The sequence below is a fragment of the Rheinheimera sp. genome (assembly GCF_030824435.1).
GTDB lineage: Bacteria > Pseudomonadota > Gammaproteobacteria > Enterobacterales > Alteromonadaceae > Pararheinheimera.
On the sequence record NZ_JAVBXS010000039.1, the window covers coordinates 1 to 22,075 of the forward strand.

Sequence of the window (22,075 nt, forward strand, 5' to 3'; positions counted from 1 at the left end):
TGCGCCGGACCACCCATAGGAGGTGCCTGATGCAGGTTAAACTCTTCCACTGACAAGTTGGCGGCATCTATTAAACGCTCCCCAACCATATTGAGTCTGTTCACCTGCGCCTGCAAAGACGCCACTTTTGCCGTTAAAGCAGCAATTTGATGTTCTGCACGCTGACGGATTTGCGCAACTTCTGCTGCATCTACTTTGGGTTCAGCCACCACAGAGCGCAAGTCTGCACCAGCGTCAGACCAGAGACGACCCGCAGCAGCACCCACACCAGTGGCGATACAGAATAATAATACCGCAGTGACAACCCACTGCTTTGGTGTGGCACCAAAGTTTAGGGCGCGATGTTGCTCGCGGTAAAAAACTGGTAGACTCATGGGACCTCAGTTTCTGGTTTTTGTTCGTTATGGCCCGCTATTCACGCAAACCTGTCGACGTCGCTACGTTGTTGCAACAGAACACAATGTTGCAAACGTCTTCGCAGACGGACATAGTGCGTCAACTTAATACCGAATTAATCCAATTCCTGCAACTGGAAAAACCGTTTTTCTGCAAGGTCAGCCGCATTGAAAGTGGCAGAGTGCTGATTTTGTGCACATCAGCGGCCTGGGCGACCCGTATCAAGATGCAAAGAGGCGCTATTCTAGACAATTTCCGGCAAAAAATCTCGCCTGATTTAGCCGGTTTAGATATCGAAATCAGCCCTAACAGCGATATTCGTTATCAAAGTAGCCAAAACAATACTGAAGCCCCAGCCAACCGGCAAATTTCCGAACAAGCCGGCGCTTATTTATTGGCTGCAGCCCAAAATGCCGACCCTGAACTGGCGAAAAGATTACGCCGTTTAGCCGAACTTGCCGGCAAAAAATAACCGGTTTTAAGACTGCAACTGCCAACAATAATTGACCGCATCGACAATTGCTCCTGCAATAACGCCATACCGTACTCCCGGCCGCCGCATAGAGTGGGCGGCGCTGTCACGGCCTGATGCCAAACCCTTGGCATCAGCCCCGAAATAAAAAAACCTCACAGGGCGACCGGTGAGGTTTTTTTTCGACCGCAAGCGAGCTTAAGCCAGCTGTGGCGCCAGATAAGAAATTGGCAGCTGCGCCGGTTTGTCAAAGGTGACAAATTCCCAGTTTTCCTGGTTGGCGAGCACGGCACAAAGCAGCTGGTTATTCAGCGCATGGCCGGTTTTATAAGATCTAAACTCACCCAGAATGCTGTAACCGGCCATATATAAATCGCCAATAGCATCAAGGATTTTATGTTTAATAAATTCGTCGTCGTAACGCAGACCATCCTGGTTTAACACGCGGAATTCGTCCAGCACCACGGCGTTGTCAAAACTGCCGCCCAAAGCCAGATTGTTGGCACGCAGATATTCAATATCCTGCAGGAAACCAAAGGTACGGGCACGGCTGATATCTTTGATAAAACCAGCAGCGGAGAAATCGAGTTTCATGCGTTGTTTGGTTTCAGAAATAACCGGGTGATCAAAATCAATGGCAAAATCAATACGGAAACCATGATGTGGTTTAAATTCCGCCCATTTGTCACCGTCTTCTACCCGCACTGCTTTTTTAATGCGGATGAATTTTTTCGCCAGCTTTTGTTCAGCAACACCGGCTTCTAACAACAGGTACACAAAAGGATTGGCACTACCGTCCATAATCGGAATTTCGGCGGCGTCTACTTCAACCACCAGATTATCAATGCCTAAACCGGCAATGGCAGCCATTAAATGTTCAGTGGTGGACAAACGCACACCGTTTGGGTTAATCAAGCAGGTACACATCACAGTATCACCAACCAGTTCCGGTGCTACTTTGAAGTCAACTATAGGATCAAGATCTACACGACGAAACACAATACCTGTGTTGTCAGGCGCAGGCCGGAGAGTAAGCGTAACCTTCTCGCCCTTGTGCAGACCAACTCCGATAGAGCTGACAGTTTTATTGATAGTACGTTGTTTAATCATTACTTTTCGTCCTGTTCAAAATTTGAACAAACCCAAACGGCGGCGAAGCATAGCATATGTTAACAATATTGCCAATGCTCTGAGCTTATCCGCCCTGTGTCACAGACTGACTTAGTCAGCCTGTTTACGCAGGAAAGCCGGAATATCAAAAATGTCGATATTGGCTTTGTTATCTGCCTGCGGCTTGTTTTGTACACTTTCTACCGCAGCGGCAACTGGCATGGCTTCACGCATTTCACGTGCTGCATTGCCTGCGCTGCCATACACAGTGCCGGCGTTACCATAAACGCTGCCTGAATGGCTGTTGTACTGCGCACGTACTGGTTCTGCCGCGCGGTGATGACCATGCACCAGGCTGATATCTGGTTTACGCTCAGCACCAATACCTGTAGCAACCACAGTCACCCGCAGTTCGTCTGACATTTCAGGGTCAATCACAGCACCCACAACTACAGTAGCGTTTTCTGAGGCAAAGGCCTTCACAGCATTACCCACAATTTCAAATTCTTCGATGGTTAAATCGAGGCCAGCTGTGATATTCACCAGAATACCTTTAGCGCCTGACAGGTCGATATCTTCCAGCAGCGGGCTGGAAATTGCCTGTTCAGCAGCTTCTTCAGCACGGTCCGGACCAGAGGCGCGGCCAGTACCCATCATGGCAGTGCCCATTTCTGACATCACAGTACGGACGTCGGCGAAGTCAACGTTGATTAAACCCGGGCGGGTGATCAGCTCAGCAATACCCTGAACTGCGCCTAACAATACGTTGTTAGCGGCTTTAAAAGCATCCAACAGGCTGGTGCCTTTGCCAAGCACTTTTAATAATTTGTCGTTTGGAATAGTGATCAAAGAGTCGACATGTTTTGACAGCTCGTTGATACCTTCGTCGGCATAGTTTGAACGTTTTTTGCCCTCAAACGGGAATGGCTTTGTGACCACAGCAACAGTCAGAATGCCCAGTTCTTTGGCAACCTGAGCCACGATAGGCGCGGCACCAGTACCAGTACCACCACCCATACCGGCAGCGATAAACACCATATCAGCACCCATAATGGTTTTTTTGATGGTGTCACGGTCTTCTTCAGCAGAACGACGGCCGACATCAGGGTTAGCGCCTGCGCCTAAACCTTTAGTGACATTGGCACCTAACTGCAATGTGATATTGGCAGAAGAATTACGCAGGGCCTGAGCGTCCGTGTTAGCCGCGATAAATTCAACACCTTCAATATTGTTGGCAACCATATACTCAACAGCGTTACCGCCGCCGCCGCCAACACCTACCACTTTAATGACAGCTTCTTCGCTGTGGTTTTCCATTAACTCAAACATAGCTCTCTCTCCGTTTTTATACGCTGACCCCCGTCATCATTGGCGGTACAGGGGCGTTGACTGCGCTCGTTCACTGGGACGCCAGCCCTGCCCATCGCATAGTTCACTATGCTCAGGGTCGGATTGGTGTTCCAAATTCACTCACTTGTCGCCTTCCTTTACCGCCAATGACTTTGGGGGGACTCTCTCTCTTAAATTTTTTTAAAATTCACCTTTAAACCAGCTGGTGATCTTGCGCACTAAACCGCCAACAGACTCACGTGCGGCACCGGCTTTTTTCTGCTGCTGGCGCACATCTTTACCGTACAACAACAATCCGACCACGCTGGCATAAGCCGGATCCTGTACATACTCTGCTAAACCTTTGATTTTGGTTGGGTAACCCAAACGTACCGGCATCTGGAAAATATCTTCAGCAAACTCAATAGCACCTTCCATTTTGGCGGTGCCACCTGTTAACACCACACCAGCGGCAATCTGTTCTTCCAGACCACTGGCACGCACTTCTTCCAGCACCAGTTCAAATAATTCCTGATAACGTGGCTCTACCACTTCGGCCAGGGTATGGCGCGACATGCTACGGGCCGGACGACCGCCAACACTTGGCACTTCAATACTTTCTTCTTTGCCGACCATGCTGCGAAGGGCACAGGCGTACTGAATTTTTATATCTTCGGCATGACCAATCGGCGTGCGGAAAATTTTGGCAATATCGCTGGTGACCTGATTACCAGCTACCGGTATCACAGCTGTGTGGCGCAAAGCACCATTGGTGTAAATGGAAATGTCGATGGTGCCACCACCCATATCCACCACACAAACACCCAGCTCTTTTTCATCTTCGGTTAATACCGCGTAGCTTGACGCTAAGGAACTGAATATCAGCTGATCAACCTGCAATCCACAACGCTCAACACATTTTTCAATGTTTTTCGCCATATCATTGGCGCAGGTGATGATGTGCGCTTTGGCTTCCATCCGCACCCCCGACATGCCAATAGGGCTTTTAATGCCTTCCTGCATATCGACTGAAAATTCCTGTGGCAATACGTGTAACAAACGACGTTCTGCCGAAATAGGCACAGACTTGGCAGCATGAATCACATTGGCCACATCTTCTGCTGTGACTTCGGTGTCGTTAATAGGCACCATACCACTTTCGTTCTGGCAGCGGATATGCTTGCCGGTAATGCCTAAATACACTGAAGACACCCGGCAATCGGCCATCAGTTCAGCTTCATCAATGGCTCGCTGTACTGCCTGCACCACCAGGTTTAAGTCGTTGACACCACCTTTATCCATACCACGGGCAATATGAGTCCCTACACCGACAATACTCAGCTGATCGTCCGCAGTGATCTCACCCACCAGGGCTTTGATCTGCGAAGTACCTATATCTAAACCAACGATCAGTTCCCGATCCAACGACTTGGTCATGCTTTTCTCTTTTCTGGTTGTACCGGTGGCGGTGCAAAACGAACCGCCAATCCTGTGTCATACCGTAAGTCAACCTGTTCAATTGCTTCGGTTTTATGTTTACTGATTGAGGGGTATAAATCGATAAAACGTTGTACCCGTTTTAACGTATCTTCCCGCCCCAGTTTTAATGCAATACCGTTACTCAGTCGCAAATCCCAGGCAAAACGCTCGGAAACCGCCAGCGTGCTGGCTTCAAACTGATGTAACCTTAATAAAGCCTGTACATTACTGAACATGGTCAGGGCATCCTGCTCGCTGCCCTTAGGGCCGGCCAGATGAGGCAGTTTGGCGTTCAGCTGCTCAATAGGCGCTTTAAACACTTCGCCTTTTTTATTCAGCAGAGAGTCGTTATTCCAAACCGCTACCGGGCTGTGCTCCGTCACCACAACCACCAGGGTACCAGGCCATTGTTTGCGCACGGCTACCTGATATACCCAGGGTTGTTGCTGCAGGAACTGCTGCACCTGATCAACGTTCACTTTAAAAAAATTTCCGACAAACTGCTGCTGTAACTTGCCATGCAATTGTTTTGGTTGGATATGGCCAAAGTCACCGTACAACTTCACTTGCCGGATTGGTGCATTTTGCTGGTCCTGCACCCAGACCACTACACGACCGGCAAACCACAGTACCAAAGCCAGCGACAGCAAAAAAAACAACACACCACCAACAAAAGCCGGGGTGTAAGGTGTTTTTTGTTTGCTGCGTATCACTGTCATCAGTATCCGCCTGCCTGTATCAGCCCTTGCGGGTTTTGTTGTTTAATGTTCATGTGTTGTGCCTGCTTTGAGCTGGCTGATTTGTAACTGCTGCGCCGCCAGTTGTTTGGCCAAAGCACCAATATTGCCAGCGCCCTGGGTTAACAACACATCACCGTCCTGCAATACATCAGCAAGTGCAGCTGCTAAATCGGCAGGTTGCGCGACATAAATAGGATCCAGCTGACCACGGGCTCTGATGCTGCGGCATAAACTGCGACTGTCAGCTCCGGCAATAGGCGCTTCACCTGCGCTATACACTTCCAGCAGCAACAGGGTGTCGACAGTTGACAATACCCTGGCAAAATCTTCGTATAAGTCGCGGGTACGGGTATAACGGTGCGGCTGATACGCCATCACCAGACGTTTTGTTGGCCAGGCACTGCGTGCAGCTGCAACTGTTGCCGCCACTTCAGTGGGGTGGTGGCCATAATCATCGACCAGCAGAACCTTGCCACGGCCAGTGTCAAATTCACCATATTGCTGAAAACGCCGGCCTATACCTTCAAATTTGGCAAAAGCAGCCAGAATAGCGGCCTCTTCTACCCCTTCGTCAGTTGCAATAGCAAAAGCAGCAGTGGCGTTCAGCGCATTATGCCGGCCAGCCAGATTTAGCGTCACCATACGACTGTGGCCTTGTGGGTCGGTAATGACAAAACGGCTTTGGGTGCCGGTCTGGCTGAAGTCGCTGACGCGGTAATCGGCATCTTCGCTAAAACCATAAGTCAGCACAGTGCGGCCAATAGCGGGGATCAGTTCACGTACCACAGGGTCGTCGATACAAACCACAGCCACGCCATAAAATGGCAGGTTATGGCAGAACTCGAGGTAAGTGGCTTTCATCTTTTCAAAATCGCCCTGATAAGTTTCCATATGATCAGGTTCGATATTGGTGATAATGGCGGCCATTGGCTGCAAATGCAGGAAAGAAGCATCACTTTCGTCTGCTTCGGCAATTAAATAACGGCCTGAACCTAAGCGGGCATTGGTGCCGGCAGAATTAAGCAAACCACCAATCACAAAAGTTGGATCTGCTTTGGCTTCAGCAAAAATAGAAGCCACTAAGCTGGTGGTGGTGGTTTTACCGTGAGTGCCGGCAATAGCAATACCATGGCGAAACCGCATCAGCTCGGCCAGCATCTGGGCACGACGCACCACAGGAATTCGTTGCTCCAGCGCAGCTGCTACTTCAGGGTTTTCGGCTTTAATAGCACTGGATACCACCACCACAGAAGCGCCTTTGATATTGTCAGCGGCATGACCAAAACAAATTTCAGCACCCAAAGAGGTTAAGCGGTCAACCACAGGATTTGGGCCCAAATCTGAGCCGGACACTTTGTAACCTTCGTTCAGCAGCACTTCGGCGATACCGCCCATGCCAGCCCCGCCAATGCCAACAAAGTGAATGCGCTCAACACGGCGCATGGCAATTTTTTCCTGGGGCCTGGTTATTGTATTCATGTTATTTCATACCTATCACGAGTCGACAGACTGCAACGACTTGTTCAGCCGCATCGTCGATGGCACAAGCACGTGCCTGATGTGCCATGTGTGCAAGGGGCGTTTTATCTTTAAGCCAACTTTGCAGCAGCGACACTAAATTTTTATTGTTTAAATCACGTTGAGGCCACAATAACGCAGCCCCCTGTTCCACCAGCCAATTGGCATTTGCCGTCTGGTGGTCGTCAATAGCACTTGGCAGCGGTACAAACACAGCTGCCACACCGGCACAAGCCACCTCACTGACAGTTAAAGCACCGGCACGACAAATCACTAAGTCGGCCCAGCGATAGGCGTCCGCCATATTGTCAATAAAAGCAGTGACTTCTGCAGTTAAACTTTCGGGCGCTCCGGCATACGCCTGTTGCACCTCTGTTAACATTGCCGGGCCTGTCTGATGCCGGACCTGAACAGGCCCGAAAGCCGCGACCTGCTTCAGCTGCGCCGGTAAAATATCATTTAACGCTTTAGCGCCTAAACTACCACCGACGATCAAAATATTTAAGCCTTTACTGAAATTATTCTCAGTTTTTACCGCAATCAGCTCTTTGCGTACCGGATTTCCCAACACATAGCGGTTTTTCTGGCCACGAAATGCACTGGGAAAAGCCACCATCACAGCTTTGGCCAGTCTGGCCAGCAGTTTGTTGGTGGTGCCCGCCACTGCATTTTGTTCATGAATAAGTAACGGAATGCCCTGCAGCCTGGCTGCAACGCCACCAGGACCACTGGCGTATCCACCAAAACCCAGCACCAGTTGCGGTTTTACTTGCTGAATAACTTGTTGCGCCTGTCGGATGGAGCGCCATAACATCACCGGCGCTTTGAGCAAAGAGCGCCAGCCTTTACCACGCAGCCCTGCCACCGCAATAGCATGAAATGGCCAGCCAAAAGAAGGCACCAGTTTGGCTTCCATCCGGTCGCTGGTGCCGAGCCAGTGGATAGTCCAGCCCAGCGCCTGTAGTTGTTTTGCCACCGCCTGCGCCGGGAAAATATGACCGCCGGTGCCGCCGGCCATAATTAACACTGTTGGACTTTGACTGTTAATCATGCGGGCCTCCGGCAATAGCGTGTTTGCCTTTGAGCCGCACTTCAAAATCTATGCGCAGAATAATGGCCGAAGCGATTAGCATAATGATCAGGCTACTACCGCCCGAGCTGACAAAAGGCAAAGTCAGACCTTTAGTAGGCAACACACCTGTGGCCACACCCACATTGACAAAAGTTTGGCAACCTATCCACACCGCCAGTGCATAAGCCAGAAAACCATGAAAACTTAAGCCTTTTTGCAAAGCTCTTTTGCCAATCCACAAAGCCCGCACTAACAATAAAAACAACAAGCTCATTACGGCCAGTACACCCAACAAACCTGCTTCTTCGGCAATAACAGCCAGAATAAAGTCAGTGTGCGCTTCGGGCAGATATTCCAGTTTTTGTACTGAATTACCCAGGCCTTGCCCTGCCCAGCCACCACGGCCAAAAGCCATTAAAGACTGTGTTAACTGATAACCACTGCCAAAAGGATCGGCCCATGGGTCAAGGAAAGAAGTAACACGGCGCCAGCGGTATTCGCTGTACACAATCAGCACAGCTATCGACATTAAGCCGGTTAGAATCAAACCAAAAAACTGCCATAACTTAGCACCGGCTAAAAACAACAACACCACGCTGGTGCCGAACATTACTATCACAGTGCCTAAGTCAGGTTGCATCAGCAGCAACACCGCAAATACAAACAGGATGATCAGCGGTTTTAAAAAACCTTTTAAATTTTCCCGCACTTCGTCATGGCGGCGTACCAGATAACTGGATAAATAGACAAAAAAGAATAACTTGGCAGGCTCTGCTGTTTGAATACCAATAGGCCCCAGATACAACCAGCGGGTACTGCCGTTGACATTACGGCCCACTGCCAGTACCGCTAATAAACCGAGCAAACCAAACACCAGCAACAATAAGTTGGTGTTATGCCACCAGGCAATAGGCACATTCAGCACCACATAAGCCAGACTTAACCCTATCATCACGTAAATTAAATGCCGCACGCTGTAATGCATAGGGTTATCAAACAACCGTTCAGCCACCGGCACTGAAGCGCTGGTAACCATCACAAAACCAACACACAACAACAGAATCATCAGCGTAAAGAAAAACCTGTCGTAACTGCCGCCATCTTCGGCTTGCCACCAGTGTGTCAAGTCATCGCCGGCGCGGTTTATCCAGTTCAGTGCCAGTTGTTTCATACCAGCACCTTCTGTACGGCGTCGCTAAACAGGCGGCCACGTTCTTCGTAATTTTTAAACATATCGAGGCTGGCACAAGCTGGCGACAACAACACTAAATCACCTGGCTGGGCCTGAGCCGCCGCAGCTTTGACTGCAGCGGTTAAATCAGCCACCTGCAAAGCGCCAGGCACTAAAGCTGCAATAGCAGGGCCGTCTTTGCCCAAAGTAATTAAGCTATCCACCTGCTGCTTCAAAACTTCGGCAAGCCCGGTAAAATCGGCACCTTTACCGTCACCACCGGCAATTAAAATCAGTTTGCCTGTGACTTCAGCGCGTAAACCGGCAATAGCAGCCAAAGTGGCACCAACATTGGTGGCTTTAGAGTCATTGATCCAGCGCACGCCTTTGTGGTTGGCAACCAAAGCGCAGCGGTGTGGCAGACTTTGGTAGCTTTTTAGCGCTTGTACTAAAGCTTCGCGGCTGGCACCGGCTGCCAGTGCAACAGCAGCAGCTGATAAGGCATTAAACTGATTATGCTGACCAACCAAAGACATCTCAGCCACTTTAATAAGTGGCGAACCAGCGACCTGTAACCAGGCTTCTCCCTGATGCTGCACCACAGCATAACCGGCACCATCCAGGCTGATGGCAATTTGCTCAGGCACTGCGGTTACTGGTTTAGTCAGCGGATCTAAAGCGTTATACACCGCAAGTTCAGCATGTTGATAAATACGTTGTTTAGCAGCGGCATAAGCGGCCATAGTGCCGTGACGGTCTAAATGGTCTTCAGTGACATTTAAATTGCAGGCGGCTTTGAGCTTCAGGCTATAAGTGGTGTCCAGTTGAAAACTCGACAATTCCAGCACAAAAACTTCAGTGTCAGTTTCTGCTAAGGCGTCGAGCACAGGCAAGCCAATATTGCCGGCTGCTATTGCTTTGATGCCACTGCATTGCAGCATATAAGCCACTAAAGTGGTGACAGTCGATTTACCGTTAGAGCCGGTAATAGCTACTACAACAGGCGCTTTTTCAGCGCTATTGAGGCTTAGCGCAAAGAGCTCAACATCACCAATAAGCTGAGTGCCTTGCATCTGGGCAAAACGAATGGCCGGATGATTGGTATCAAGGCCAGGACTGACCAGTATCACATCCATACCGGCCAACCGGTTTGCGTCCAGTTCACCTAAATAAATGCCGTCGACTTTTTCCGGGGCTATCGCTTCTAAACCACTCACTTTTAAGCGGGTGTCCATCAGGGTGGGTTTCACCCCTTGTTTCAGCAAAAAGCGCAACGTGGCCAGGCCCGATAAGCCCAAACCCAGCACTGCCACTTTTTTGCCCTGAAACAATTTATTCATTCACATCACCCGCTTAACGCAGTTTTAAGGTCGCAAGACCAATCAACACAAAAATAATCGACAAGATCCAGAAACGAACAATCACCCGCGGCTCAGGCCAGCCTTTGAGTTCATAATGGTGATGAATAGGCGCCATGCGGAAAATACGCTGGCCACGCAGCTTGTAAGAACCTACCTGCAAAATTACCGACAGGGTTTCGATGACAAAAATACCGCCCATGATGATCAACACTATTTCCTGACGTACCAACACCGCTATCACACCCAAAATGGCGCCCAGTGCTAAAGAACCCACATCACCCATAAACACCTGGGCCGGATAAGTGTTAAACCAGAGGAAACCTAAACCAGCACCAATAATGCTGGCGCACACCACCACCAGCTCTGAGGTCAGCGGCAAATGCGGAATATGTAAATAGTTGGCAAACACCACGTTACCGCTGACATAAGCAATAATGGCAAAAGCCATGGCCACCATAATAGTTGGCACTATGGCAAGGCCGTCTAAACCGTCGGTCAGATTCACCGCGTTGCTAAAACCCACCATCACAAAATAAGTGGTGACTAAAAAGAACAGCCCTAACTGCGGCAACACATCTTTCATAAAAGGCACTATCAGGCTGGTTTCGGCAGGTCTGTCTGAAGTGGCATACAGGAAAAATGCCGTGATAATGGCAAACACTGATTGCCAGAAGTATTTCCAGCGCGCGATCAGCCCTTTTGGATCTTTACGGATCACTTTGCGGTAGTCGTCAATAAAACCAATCCAGCCGTAGCTGACCAGCACAAACAGCACTACCCAAACGTATTTATTGGATAAATCGGCCCAGAGCAAAGTGCTGATGGCAATAGAGCCTAAAATCAGCAAACCACCCATGGTTGGTGTGCCTTTTTTAGAGAAGTGGCTTTGTGGGCCGTCATCACGCACTGTCTGACCAATTTGCAGTTTTTGCAAAGCGGCAATCAGCTTAGGACCAAAATACAGGCTCAGCAGTAAGGCGGTTAACACGCCCAAAATAGACCTGAAGGTCAGATAACTGAATACGTTAAACGCATTCACATATTGGGTAAGAAATTCTGCTAACCAAACTAACATGCGTCTGTCTCCTGCTGACATCTTTCTAGCAAGTCCTGCACAACCAACTCCATCCGTGCACTACGAGAGCCCTTCACCAGAATGGACACTTCAGCTGAACCCGTTAAAAACGGCGCCAGTTTAGCCACCAGTTGTGAACGTGAGCTGAAATGTGCACCCTGGGCATGGAACAATTCACTGGCGTTTTGTGATAACACACCCAGCGTAAATAAATGATTAATACCGGTTTGTTTGGCATAAGCGCCCACTTCTTCATGGTATAACCGGGCGTCAGGGCCTAATTCTCCCATGTCACCCAGCACCAGAATGCGGGTACCGCTATAAGAAGCCAATAAATCAATGGCGGCTTTGGCAGAAGCTGAATTGGCGTTGTAGGTGTCGTCGATAATACGAAGACCAACACGCGGCTGCGCTACATTAATACGGCCTTTCACCGGCTTCATCGCTGCTAAACCCAGCTGCACATCGGTCAGACTGGCGCCTAAAGCAAGAGTCGCAGCGGCGGCCGCTAAGGCGTTTGCCACATTATGCCGCCCCGGCAACACCAGCTGAATAAAACTTTGGCCATAAGGGCTGTGCATGTTAAAACCAGCACAACCATTGCTGTCGAGCATAATATTTTCGGCATAAAAATCAGCGACTTGTTCAGAACTAAAGGTCTGCACCCGCAGATGATTCAGACGTTGTAGCCAATAACTGTGAAACTCGCTGTCCAGTGGCACTATAGCCAGGCCCTGTTCGCTTAAACCGGTGTAAATTTCACCTTTAGCACGGGCCACGCCAAATAAATCACCAAAACCTTCCAGATGCGCTGCACCTACATTGGTGATCATCGCCACGTCAGGTTTCACTAAAGAAGTAGTGTAAGCAATTTCACCCAGATGATTGGCACCCAGTTCCATCACGGCATATTTATGTTGTGGCTCCAACCTAAGCAAAGTTAAAGGCACGCCAATTTCATTATTAAAATTGCCGGCAGTGGCCAATACATTGCCAATACGCGACAAAATAGCCGCCATCATTTCTTTGACTGTGGTTTTACCAACACTGCCGGTTACAGCCACTGACTTTAAAGACAATTTTGCCTTCACCATTGCGCCAATTGCACCCAAAGCCAGTTTGGTATCGGCCACCACCAGCTGTGGCACGCTGCAATCGGCCTGGGCTTGTTCCACCACAACAGCCACAGCGCCCTTTTGCACTACGTCGCTGATAAACTGGTGGCCGTCAAAATTCGGGCCTTTAAGGGCAATAAATAAATCACCCTGGCTGATATTGCGGCTGTCGGTACTCACCTGATTGATGCTGATATCAGCACCCACCAGACGGCCCTGAGTGGCGCTGGCAATTTCAGACATTGTTAAGCTGATCATCGGCTCATCTCCGCCAATAAACTACTGATAAATTTACGTTCGTCATAATCCCGTACTGTACTGCCGATAATCTGATAAGCCTCATGGCCTTTGCCGGCCACCAGGATCATATCGCCTTGATGAGCTTCAATCAGTGCCAGTTTAATGGCAGATTCGCGGTCAGTTTCAATTTGGCAGTTGGCGCCGGTCACCATACCAGCGGCAATATCGTTGCAGATATCTAACACAGCTTCAGTGCGGGGATTGTCGGCGGTAATGATAACATGATCTGCATATTGTTCGGCGATTTGTCCCATTAAAGGTCGTTTGCCTTTGTCTCTGTCACCACCACAACCAAACACACACCATAAGTGGCCACGGCATTGCTGGCGCAGCGCCACTAAACTTTGTTGCAGCGCATCCGGCGTGTGTGCATAGTCCACCACCAGCGTCACTTCTTCCGGAAAATGCCACTGCTCCATCCGGCCTGGCACTGGTAATAACCGCGCCACTGCATCAACCACATCAGGCAGAGCATGACCAAGCAATAACAAAGCGCCCATAGCCGCCAATACGTTTTGCACATTAAATTCAGCAAGTAGCGGAATTACAAGCTGATACTGGCCCAGATGGCTGTGTAAAGTGCAGCGAAAACCATGACCGTCACATGCTAAATCGTCATAAGCGAGATAACGGGTAAAACCTTTGCAATCGGCCAGTTTGCCGTACACCAATGCAGGCAAAGCCGTTTGTGCTGCCAGTATTTTGCCATAATCATCACTGACATTAATCACAGCGGCTTTGGCAAGTTCAGGGGTAAACAGCAGCGCTTTGGCGGTAAAATAGTCATGCATGCTGCCGTGATAATCCAGATGGTCCCGGCTTAAATTGGTATACACAGCCACCGCAAATTTCAGCCCAGCCACCCGCTGCTGCACCAAAGCGTGGGATGACACTTCCATCGCAGCTACCTTGCAGCCAGAATCGGCAAAACCTTTAAAAATACGATGTAAATCAACCAGATGTGGTGTGGTATTTTGCAAAGGCGTAAAAGCAGGGAATTCGCCATAACCCAGGGTGCCAATGACAGCAGCCTTTTCACCCAGCAGGCGGCTTAACTGATTGACAAAAATAGCGGTGCTGGATTTACCATTGGTGCCGGTAATGCCGACCAGCTCAAGCTTTGCTGCGCTGTGCTGATAAAAACTACTGATCAGTGCGGGTAATTGCGCTGTTACATCGGACCACAACAGCACACGAGGGTCTTGTAATAACTGCGCTTGTGACGGCAATAATTCATTGGTCAGCACCAAAGCTGCGCCTTGCAACAAAGCCGTTTCAATAAACTTATTGCCATGGCCTGAAACACCGGCAATAGCCAGAAAAACATCACCGGCTTTCAGTTGCTGGCTGTTCACACACAAACTGGCGCTGGCCGAAATTTCTGGCCTGTTTTCTAACGCACAAAGCGACTGTCCTTCGACAGTCGCTTTAAAGGGAGATAACCATTGTTCGAGCCGGTTAACCTGCATCTGGACCTCCGGCCACTTTAGTGATGCGACTGTCATTGCCATCAGGCGGCAAGTTGAGCAGCTGCATTGCCGCTCCCATCACGGCACTAAAGACAGGTGCCGCCACCTCACCACCACCGTAATAATCACCGCTGGGTTCATTAATAATCACCACACAAGCCAATCTTGGTTGTGAAATAGGTCCTATACCGGCAAAAGAGCCAATGTAATCATCACCATAACCACCGGCAATAGCTTTTTTCGCTGTGCCAGTTTTACCACCAACCCTGTAACCAGGCACCTTGGCGCGGGTTGCGGTACCGCGTTTTTCGGTCACTGCTTCCAACATTTCGACCATAGCGTCGGCGTTGTGTTCGGCAATCACCCGCTCACCCGGTGGTGGATTGTCGGTTTTTAGAATAGTTAAAGGACGCACTGTGCCACCGTTACCAATGGCGGCATAAATACGCGCCAGCTGTACTGCGGTCACAGATAAACCATAACCAAAAGATAAAGTGGCTCTTTCATGTTCAGACCAACGGGCACGTTCACGCAGCTGACCGGCGCTTTCACCCAACAAACCTAAACCTGTGTCTTCACCCAAGCCCATGTTGTAATACATTTTTAATAAATCTTCGTGTGGCATATTCAGCGCTAAACGGGTCACACCAATGTTACTGGAACGGCGGATAATACCTTTTAAATCCAGGTCGCCATTGCCTGTAACATCCTGCACCCGGCCACCGCCCACCATAATGGGGCCGTAACCTGTTGGGATCACAGTGTTCAGATCAGCAGTGCCGTTTTCCAGCGCCGCCAATACTGGCAAAGGTTTGACGGTAGAACCCGGTTCAAAAGTGTCGGTAATGGCGCGGTTACGGAACTTATGTACCGCAGTGCCTTTTTTATTGTTTGGGTTGTATGAAGGGCTGTTCACCATAGCCAGCACTTCACCAGTGTGTACGTCCACCAGCACCACTGAACCTGAAGTAGCACCAAAAGTCAGCACGGCTTTTTTCAGCTCACGGTAAGCTACCGCCTGAATACGCTGATCAATACTGAGTTGTAAATTGCGTGAAGCCGTAGCGTCTGTTTGCTCCAGCACTTCAATTTCACGGCCTTTGGCGTCTTTACGAATAACCTTGCGACCGGCGGTGCCTTTGAGCAGTTGATCAAACTGGCGTTCTACACCTTCAACCCCGTGGTCGTCGACATTGGTAAAACCAAGAATATGGGCTGCTACTTCACCGGACGGGTAATAACGCCGGGATTCCTGCTTAAAATAAATGCCTGGAATTTTTAACTTGCGGATGTAGTCAACAGTGGCTGGGCTGGCATGACGCTGCAGATAAACATAACGTTTTTTCGGATCTGTGGCGATTTTTTGCGTCAGCTCTTCCGGCTTTAACTGCAGCATTTCTGCTAAAGCATGCCAGCGGCGGCTATCGCTGTTGGCATTGGCTTGCATAATCACTTTAGAGTCGGCATACACAGACTCAACAGGCACACTCACCGCCAGCTCTTCGCCGTTACGGTCTAAAATCATGCCGCGTAATACTTCGTCAGACTTGACCCGCAACGAACGCCTGTCACCCTGTTCCACCAGCATGTCAGGGTCTATCACCTGCAAATAAGCAGCACGGGCCACCAGGCCAAAAAACACCGCCGACAACGACAACACCACAAAAGCAAAACGCCAGCTGATCACTGTCGGATGTTTGCGGTTTTTGGCTTGTTTTACTGTTCTGCTCATGGCTCTTCTACCACTATATCCTGCTGGCCTGTTGGTCGAACCATCTGGAGCTGCTGTTGTGCCAGCTCTTCAACCCGGCTGTGTTCTGACAAAGCCCGTTGTTCTACCAGTAAATTGCGCCATTCCATTTCCAGCGCATCGCGTTGTTGAAATAATTTGTCCTGATTGATGGTGAGCTGCCGGTTGAGGTGGGTAAATTCCACCACAGCCAGTGCCGATCCAATACATAACACCAGCATCACCAGCACCAGTTTGTGGTTGGCGATATCCTGAATAATTAATCTGTTGAGTTTGATGCTGCTCATTTGGCCTGTTTCTCCGCTATGCGAAGCACAGCGCTGCGTGCTCTTGGGTTAGCTGCGAGTTCGGCATCAGAAGGCATAATGGCTTTGCCAATCAGTTTTAGCGGTAAATGTTGACGCAGCTGATCTTCAGTCAGCGGCAGCCCTTTAGGCACAGGGGCTGGTTTGCTGTGCTGGCGCATAAATTGTTTTACCAACCGGTCTTCCAGCGAATGAAAGCTGATCACCGCCAGCCGTCCACCAGGTTTTAATACCGCAAGCGCCGCATCCAATGCAGTTTTCACCTGCTCCAGCTCGCTGTTGATATAAATACGAATCGCCTGAAAACTGCGGGTGGCCGGGTGCTTTTTCTCTTTAAAACTTTTAGGTGCAGTGGCTGCTATTAAAGCCGCCAGCTCGCTGGTGCGGGTTAAAGGTTGGGCATCACGGCTATTCACAATAGCGTTGGCAATTTTCCAGGCGAATTTTTCTTCACCGTACTCACGCAGCACAAAAGTAATGTCTTCCACATCGGCTTTGGCCAGCCACTGTGCCGCGGAAATACCGGAGCTTGGGTCCATCCGCATATCCAGCGGACCATCGCGCATAAAACTAAAACCACGATCGGCGTCGTCCAGCTGAGGTGACGACACGCCTAAATCCAGCAGAATGCCGTCGACCTGAGCGCTGATGCCCTGTTGTTCGGCCACAGTGGCCAGTTCAGCAAAAGCGCTGTGGCTGATATGAAAACGTGGGTCGGCAGCAAATTTTGCAGCCGCAGCAATGGCTTGTGGGTCGCGGTCTATGGCATACAAACGGCCTTTGGCCGACAGTTTACTCAGGATGACACTGCTATGCCCTCCCCTGCCAAAAGTGCCATCCATATAGATGCCATCGGCTTGAATATTCAGACCGTCGATTGCTTCATTCAGCAAGACGGAGATATGTGCTTGCTCAGTTGTCACAATGAAAGGTCCTGTAAACGTTCAGAAAGTTCGGCGTCACCTGCAGTCGCCATTTCCTGTTCAACCGCCATATCTTCAGCAACACGGCGGTGCCAGGTTTCTTCGTCCCAGATCTCAAACTTGTTGAGCTGGCCAACGAGGCGCAGGCTTTTACTTAAATGGGCATGCTCACGCAAGGTGGCGGGCAATAAAATACGGCCGTTTTTGTCCATGTCACAGTCAGTGGCATGACCCAATAACAACCGCTTCAGGCGTTGTTCCTGTGGATTAAAGCTGGACAGTCTTTTCAGCTTCTCTTCAATTTCTTCCCACTCAGACAGCGGATAAAGCAGCAGGCAGGGATCTTTGTGATCGATAGTGCAGATCAGCGCACCGCCATTTTCAGACAATAGGCTATCGCGGTAACGCGTTGGCAGCGTCAACCGGCCTTTGTCATCCAGGCTCAGAGCAAATGATCCACGAAACATGTTGATCCCACTTTGTTGTAATTAGATCCAGATGAAGATCCACAATTACCCACTAATCTCCACAATGATACAGTTTATGGCGCAGAATTCAGCCTTGTCAAGGTAAAACCCCACTTCAGTGATCGATAAAGATCCAATAACGACGCGGCTTGGCGCTGAACTGGCAAAAAAAGTGGGAAAAAGTGGTAGAGATCTGAAATCAGTGCGCTGAATGTCACGCGTAACCCGACTGCAATGGCAAGACCGGAACCCGTAAAAAAGCCCGGATCAACCACAAAGGGATCCGCTGATAAAAGTCGGCAAAACAGACAACAACAGCAGAAAAACCGGGTTATTGCCGCAAAAAACCAGCTGGATCTCAGAAGGGTTCTGGTGCAAGCCGATCAACTTTGGATCGATAATTTTATATAAATCAATGAGATCTTCTGGTTACCCCTGCTAAAACTGCGGTTGTAATAACAGCCGCCGGTTGTATTCACCAGACAAAGGCAACAACAATGACAAATGCTGTTCTCCGGATCTGCCACAAACAGAACGGACGCAGCCACAAATCTGGTGACCAACCATATGGCATTTGGTGATGATTAAAAGGACTGCAAGTAAGTGAGCACTCACACATAAAAGATGATAACAATTCTCAATTGCAATATAATACACTTCCGATACACTAAGGCGGTTTTTTCAGGGGATCTTTATGCCTGCGCAACTGCCGTTGTATCTGTTTATTCTGCTGCTGACGCTGTATCTGAGTTACAGCCTGCTGAGTTCGTTAAAGCGCACTTGGCAACAACAACTAGCCCGCCGGCAATTGCAACTGCAAGTCAGCCGGGTAAGGCGTCAGGGCAATGTGATCAAAATCTGGTTGCAACAGCCACAAGGCCAGTTATTACCCAGCGCCAAAGCAGGTCAACATCTGCTGGTGAGCGCTTTGGATCAACAAGGCAAACAAGTCAGCCGGGCTTATTCATTGCTCAGTGACTGTTCACAGCGCCGTTATTATCAGCTGGCGATCAAAGCAGAGCCACAAGGACGGTTAAGCCAGCAACTGTTTTTACAGTTAAAGGCCGGCGATAGCCTGTTATGCAGCTGGCCCAAAGGCCATTTTACCTTGTCACAACCATGGTTGCTCCCACTCAGACGCTGGCTCTGGCCCGCTTCAATAAAACCTTTAGTATTAGTGGCCGGTGGTATTGGCATTACACCGCTGCTGGCGATGATGTTTGCGGCCTTACGTCAAAGGCGCAAGGTGCAGCTGTGGTATCAGGCCAGAACAAAACAGGATTTGTTGTTTGCTTCAATGCTGCGCCGTTTGCCCGGTTTAACTTTTGTGCCTGTGTTAAGTAAGCCTCACTCTGACTGGCAAGGACAATCCGGCCGCATCAACGCTGCTATGTTATTGCAACATGCTGAGAAACAATCAGAATTTTATCTTTGTGCCAATGCAATAATGGTGGCAGAACTGGAACAGCAACTGCGTGCTGCCGGAGTTAAACATTGTTACCATGAACTTTTTAAAGCCGCCCACAGCAAAGACAACTTTGCCATTGAACTGGATGGTAAAACGGCGCCAAGCCTGGGACACAGTTCGGTGCTGGATGCGCTATTAAGCAGCGGATTGAAAGTACCTTATGATTGTCGTGGTGGTTCTTGTGGCCAATGCCGGTTAACTTTACTTGGCGGCAGCTGCAAAACAGTGTTAGCACCGGAATTTGCACTTGCCGACAATGAAATCTTAAGTTGTTGTGTGCAAGCCAGCTCCCCTTTGCAACTGGCATTTAGTCAACCACAACACAATGGTCCATCTTCAGCTATCACTCTGCTTGATCTAAAACAAAACAACATGGAGATCCAGAACTAGAATAGATCCGTAATATTCAGCACCTGTGATGGTTTCCCGCAAAACAGGGCTGCCTTTCTTCACTTTGAGCATGGATTGCTTTGATCTATCGAGGTTTTTCATGACATCTTTCCAGCTCGCATTTCGTGCGCAGGCTTTTTTTATTGCCAACCTGGTTAATCTGGCTTTATTGGTTTTAGCCTTGCTGCTGGCAAGCCTGCACCAAAGCTGGTTGCCGGCTTTATTGGTAGGCATTCCATCGGCGTTAGTGCCTTATTTGTTGTACCGCACCTTTGGTGATCAACTGCTGGCAAGGCTGAGTTATGGTGTCAGCTTTATGTTTTTCAGCGCCTTGCATATTCACCAGTCGATGGGCAAAACCGAATTACACTTTGGCATTTTTGTATTGCTTGCCGTGCTGATTGCATTTCGCTGCTGGAAGGTGATCCTCGCTGCTGCACTCACCATTGCCGTGCATCATTTGCTATTTATGTATCTGCAATTTGGTGGTGCTGCGGTTTATCTGGTACCACAACAAGATGCCAATCTGAGCATAGTGTTGATCCACGCTTTGTATGTGGTGATTGAAGCAGCGGTGCTGATGATCATCTGTAAACGCAGCTTACGTGAAGCGATGGAAGGTCAGGCTTTGTTTGACGTGACAGATCAGCTGCTGACACAAGACAACAAAATTCTGATCTCCAGCCGCGCCCGCGATCTCAACTCAACGCTGATTAATAAATTTAATGGCGTGCTGACCACACTGCAAAACACCGTCAGCACTATTGATGCCTCGGCGCGGGAGCTGAAAGACCAATCTACTGAATTGTTGGCAGAAGGCAGTGAACTGTCAGGCATCATGAGCCGGCAACTGGCCGAAGTAGAAAAAATTAACAGTGCCAGCCGTGGTATATCAGATGGTATTAATCAGGCAGTGCAATTGTCACAACAAGTGCTGCAAATTGCTCAGGACGCGCAACAGTCGGCGGAAGCTGGTCGTCAAACTGTAGGATCCACCATTACCTCAATAGACAACCTGACCAGTCAGCTGGAAAGTTCCAAACATAAAGTTCATAGCATGGCGGAATCCACCAATGAAATCCGCACTGTACTGGAAGTGATTCAGAGTATTGCCGAACAAACCAATTTGCTGGCACTGAATGCTGCCATAGAAGCAGCCAGGGCTGGTGAACAAGGCCGTGGTTTTGCGGTGGTGGCTGACGAAGTTCGCACCTTAGCTTCACGCACTCATGGTTCTACCGCCGAAATTAAGAATATGATTGCCCGCCTGGTGCAGGCCAGTGCTGAATCTGTGCAGGCAGTTGACCAGTGCCTGGAGCAAATTGGCACTACTGTTGGTTTTGCCAGACAAAGTGACACTGCGTTACAGGATATTCGCAATCAGGCCGGCGCAGTAGTGGAAGCGGCCAGCGCTATGACTCAGGCCATGGATGAACAGGATGAAGCCAGCACACATATTGCCCATAGTATTGCTGAATTGAATCAGATGACCGATGCCCAGACCAGACAGGGCAAACAAGTGTTGCACAGCGCTGCCAGCGTCAGCAAAATCACCGGCTTATTAACAGATGAAGCCAACAGATTCCGTCAGGACAAAAGCTTTTGAATAAAATCTGGTTTGGCTGGTTGTTGTTTGCCGCTTGGATCATCTGTACATCCTGGTTGTTGTTTCAAAGCGGCAACCAGCATTATGGGGAGTTTGATCCAAAGCGGCAGTTGCAACAACACACACAACAACTCAGTTTGTTAAATGGTATTGCAGCGGAAAACAATTCAGGCGCAGTGTTGTTGCATGTGCTGGATCCAGACTGCCCTTGTAGCGGCAATGCCAAAACACATATCAATACACTACAAGCTGAACTTCAGGGCCAGCAGCTGCAACAGATTTACCTTAGCAGCACTGAAGTTCAGGCTATGGGTATTAGTGTGCCTGCAACGCCTATGGTGATTTATCTGCACAACCGGCAACTGGTATACAGTGGCCCTTATGCCAGCGGTCCGGCTTGTAGTGCCAAAAACAGTATGCTCAGTGCTGTATTGCAAAACACCAGCCGGCTGCCGGGCAGCTGGCTCAACAGCGAAACCTGGTCTTGCCGCTGCCTGAGCAACAGTAGCTAACACAATAAACTCAGGCACGACACCGCTTGGTCAGAACACAACTTTGT

Annotated in this window: 19 protein-coding genes and 1 pseudogene; 4 read left to right on the plus strand and 16 right to left on the minus strand. The window is 49.4% G+C overall.

The annotated features are described in order from the left end of the window. Window positions 1–374: pseudogene (locus tag RCH83_RS09590) on the minus strand (hypothetical protein); the annotation flags it as partial. Window positions 375–403: 29 nt separating this feature from the next. Between RCH83_RS09590 and RCH83_RS09595 the strand changes: the two are divergent. After that, window positions 404–868: a DUF721 domain-containing protein gene (locus RCH83_RS09595; RefSeq protein WP_306521394.1), complete on the plus strand. Its 465-nt coding sequence runs from the start codon at window positions 404–406 to the stop codon at window positions 866–868. Between the two features lie 198 nt (window positions 869–1,066). On the opposite strand, the gene lpxC is transcribed toward RCH83_RS09595, so the two are convergent. The 15 genes from lpxC to mraZ all read right to left on the minus strand — a co-directional run bounded on the left by lpxC (window position 1,067) and on the right by mraZ (window position 18,052). Next, window positions 1,067–1,978: a UDP-3-O-acyl-N-acetylglucosamine deacetylase gene (gene lpxC / locus RCH83_RS09600; RefSeq protein WP_306521396.1), complete on the minus strand. Its 912-nt coding sequence runs from the start codon at window positions 1,976–1,978 to the stop codon at window positions 1,067–1,069. Window positions 1,979–2,089: 111 nt separating this feature from the next. Next, window positions 2,090–3,307, minus strand: a complete 1,218-nt coding sequence (gene ftsZ / locus RCH83_RS09605) for a cell division protein FtsZ (protein ID WP_306521398.1) — start codon at window positions 3,305–3,307, stop codon at window positions 2,090–2,092. A 201-nt stretch (window positions 3,308–3,508) separates the two neighbouring features. Then, window positions 3,509–4,744 (minus strand): cell division protein FtsA, encoded by a 1,236-nt coding sequence (gene ftsA / locus RCH83_RS09610; RefSeq protein WP_260655533.1) that lies wholly within the window; start codon window positions 4,742–4,744, stop codon window positions 3,509–3,511. Next, a complete protein-coding gene (locus tag RCH83_RS09615) occupies window positions 4,741–5,505 on the minus strand; it encodes a cell division protein FtsQ/DivIB (protein WP_306521400.1) in 765 nt (254 codons plus the stop codon). Before RCH83_RS09615 ends, ftsA begins: the two co-directional genes overlap by 4 nt. A 42-nt stretch (window positions 5,506–5,547) precedes the next feature. After that, the gene (murC, locus tag RCH83_RS09620) at window positions 5,548–7,005 is read right to left on the minus strand and encodes a UDP-N-acetylmuramate--L-alanine ligase (RefSeq protein WP_306521402.1); all 1,458 of its coding nucleotides are present in this window, start codon (window positions 7,003–7,005) and stop codon (window positions 5,548–5,550) included. A gap of 1 nt (window position 7,006) precedes the next feature. Beyond that, on the minus strand, window positions 7,007–8,095 hold the full coding sequence (murG, locus tag RCH83_RS09625; protein ID WP_306521404.1) for an undecaprenyldiphospho-muramoylpentapeptide beta-N-acetylglucosaminyltransferase: 1,089 nt from the start codon (window positions 8,093–8,095) through the stop codon (window positions 7,007–7,009). Continuing rightward, on the minus strand, window positions 8,088–9,287 hold the full coding sequence (gene ftsW, locus RCH83_RS09630) for a putative lipid II flippase FtsW (RefSeq protein ID WP_306521406.1): 1,200 nt from the start codon (window positions 9,285–9,287) through the stop codon (window positions 8,088–8,090). The genes murG and ftsW overlap by 8 nt, the downstream gene beginning before the upstream one ends. After that, window positions 9,284–10,627 (minus strand): UDP-N-acetylmuramoyl-L-alanine--D-glutamate ligase, encoded by a 1,344-nt coding sequence (gene murD / locus RCH83_RS09635; protein ID WP_306521408.1) that lies wholly within the window; start codon window positions 10,625–10,627, stop codon window positions 9,284–9,286. The genes ftsW and murD overlap by 4 nt, the downstream gene beginning before the upstream one ends. Before the next feature lie 13 nt (window positions 10,628–10,640). Then, on the minus strand, window positions 10,641–11,723 hold the full coding sequence (gene mraY, locus RCH83_RS09640; RefSeq protein ID WP_306521410.1) for a phospho-N-acetylmuramoyl-pentapeptide-transferase: 1,083 nt from the start codon (window positions 11,721–11,723) through the stop codon (window positions 10,641–10,643). Continuing rightward, on the minus strand, window positions 11,717–13,096 hold the full coding sequence (murF, locus tag RCH83_RS09645; protein WP_306521412.1) for a UDP-N-acetylmuramoyl-tripeptide--D-alanyl-D-alanine ligase: 1,380 nt from the start codon (window positions 13,094–13,096) through the stop codon (window positions 11,717–11,719). Before murF ends, mraY begins: the two co-directional genes overlap by 7 nt. Further along, window positions 13,093–14,607 (minus strand): UDP-N-acetylmuramoyl-L-alanyl-D-glutamate--2,6-diaminopimelate ligase, encoded by a 1,515-nt coding sequence (locus RCH83_RS09650; protein ID WP_306521414.1) that lies wholly within the window; start codon window positions 14,605–14,607, stop codon window positions 13,093–13,095. Before RCH83_RS09650 ends, murF begins: the two co-directional genes overlap by 4 nt. After that, the gene (locus RCH83_RS09655; protein WP_306521416.1) at window positions 14,597–16,339 is read right to left on the minus strand and encodes a penicillin-binding transpeptidase domain-containing protein; all 1,743 of its coding nucleotides are present in this window, start codon (window positions 16,337–16,339) and stop codon (window positions 14,597–14,599) included. Before RCH83_RS09655 ends, RCH83_RS09650 begins: the two co-directional genes overlap by 11 nt. Then, complete coding sequence (ftsL, locus tag RCH83_RS09660; RefSeq protein ID WP_306521418.1) at window positions 16,336–16,644, minus strand: cell division protein FtsL; 309 nt, start codon at window positions 16,642–16,644, stop codon at window positions 16,336–16,338. The genes RCH83_RS09655 and ftsL overlap by 4 nt, the downstream gene beginning before the upstream one ends. After that, window positions 16,641–17,585 carry a 16S rRNA (cytosine(1402)-N(4))-methyltransferase RsmH gene (gene rsmH, locus RCH83_RS09665; RefSeq protein WP_306521420.1) on the minus strand — a complete coding sequence of 315 codons (945 nt, stop codon included), beginning with the start codon at window positions 17,583–17,585 and terminating at the stop codon, window positions 16,641–16,643. The genes ftsL and rsmH overlap by 4 nt, the downstream gene beginning before the upstream one ends. Next, window positions 17,582–18,052 (minus strand): division/cell wall cluster transcriptional repressor MraZ, encoded by a 471-nt coding sequence (gene mraZ, locus RCH83_RS09670; RefSeq protein WP_306521422.1) that lies wholly within the window; start codon window positions 18,050–18,052, stop codon window positions 17,582–17,584. The genes rsmH and mraZ overlap by 4 nt, the downstream gene beginning before the upstream one ends. Window positions 18,053–18,746: 694 nt before the next feature. Between mraZ and RCH83_RS09675 the strand changes: the two genes are divergently transcribed. The 3 genes from RCH83_RS09675 to RCH83_RS09685 all read left to right on the plus strand — a co-directional run bounded on the left by RCH83_RS09675 (window position 18,747) and on the right by RCH83_RS09685 (window position 22,028). Further along, window positions 18,747–19,910: an iron-sulfur cluster-binding domain-containing protein gene (locus tag RCH83_RS09675; protein WP_306521424.1), complete on the plus strand. Its 1,164-nt coding sequence runs from the start codon at window positions 18,747–18,749 to the stop codon at window positions 19,908–19,910. 100 nt (window positions 19,911–20,010) lie between these two features. Next, window positions 20,011–21,516: a methyl-accepting chemotaxis protein gene (locus tag RCH83_RS09680; protein WP_306521426.1), complete on the plus strand. Its 1,506-nt coding sequence runs from the start codon at window positions 20,011–20,013 to the stop codon at window positions 21,514–21,516. Next, complete coding sequence (locus RCH83_RS09685) at window positions 21,513–22,028, plus strand: DUF6436 domain-containing protein (protein ID WP_306521428.1); 516 nt, start codon at window positions 21,513–21,515, stop codon at window positions 22,026–22,028. Before RCH83_RS09680 ends, RCH83_RS09685 begins: the two co-directional genes overlap by 4 nt. The last annotated feature ends 47 nt before the right edge of the window (window positions 22,029–22,075 follow it).